Here is a 1,111-nt window from a genome sequence, read left to right on the forward strand (position 1 = left end):
GTACACCATTATAGACATCAGAGCCTGTGCAATAATTGCCGGGAGTCCGATAGCATAGATTTCTTTTATAATGCCCGCATTCGGCTTCAAGTATTTCACATCATGTTCAAATTCTTTATTCAGCTTCATATGGAAAATAAACAGTAAAACTGCAGAGGCTACCTGACCAATGACAGTTGCGTAAGCGGCACCTTTCACGCCCATTTCAGGACAAGGTCCAATACCATAGATCATAATCGGATCAAGGACAATATTTACAATTGCACCTACCACCTGTCCGATGGTCGAATAAAGGGAGCGCCCTGTTGCCTGTAACAATTTTTCAAATAATGAAAAGAAAACAATACCAAAAGAAATCACACAGCATATCCTCAGATAGCTGACACCCATTTCAAGTACTTCTGTATCTACTGTCTGTGATGATATATAGGCTCTCACACCAAAGAAACCAAACAACAAACAGACCACATAAATAATCACACCAAGAAACAGACTATTCCCTGCTACCTTTGCAGCTTTTTTGCTGTTTCCCTGTCCAAGTGTCCTTGCAAGAAGTGCATTGGTTCCAACACCTGTTCCTATACCTACTGCAACCATCCGCATCTGAACCGGAAATACAAGCGTCAATGCATTTAACGCTGCTTCACTTCCCTCTCTCATATTGCCTACAAATGCACTGTCTACAATGTTATAGACCGCCTGCAATGCCATAGATAAAATCATCGGAATCCCCATTTGGACCATCAGCTTATTCACCGGCATATCCTTCATCTTATTGCTTTCCGCCATTTTGTTTACTCCTCTCTTTTTCTGCACAAAAAAATGCGTAACCTGTCAAATAAGCTGGACTTACGCCGACAGGCTACACACTTTTTCATGACACTATTATTTTTTAACAAAAGAAAACGAGCAGCTGGTAAACTGGATTTACGCTTACTTGCTACTCGTTTGTAATCATTATATTTCCTGTTTTTCAAAAAGTCAAATAAATTTTCAATAGGACCAAATACCTTGTGTTCTTCACAACTCATTTTTAACCTTTCTATTTTTAAAAATATATTTGACATTTCCGGTAAAATATCCCTATTATATAGTTGTTTTTGATTTACAG

2 protein-coding genes are annotated in these 1,111 nt (G+C 38.5%); both read right to left on the reverse strand.

Annotated elements, in window-relative coordinates; translation table 11 throughout:
* On the reverse strand, positions 1 to 789 hold a 789-nt coding region (locus tag WMO25_RS18250; RefSeq protein ID WP_349086665.1), incomplete at its 3' end, for an MATE family efflux transporter.
* A gap of 5 nt (positions 790 to 794) precedes the next feature.
* Positions 795 to 1,111, reverse strand: a 317-nt coding sequence (locus WMO25_RS18255; RefSeq protein WP_349086666.1) for a hypothetical protein, incomplete at its 5' end; no start/stop codon positions are given.

Source organism: Coprococcus intestinihominis (assembly GCF_040096555.1).
In the GTDB taxonomy this organism is placed as follows: Bacteria; Bacillota; Clostridia; order Lachnospirales; family Lachnospiraceae; genus Coprococcus_A; species Coprococcus_A intestinihominis.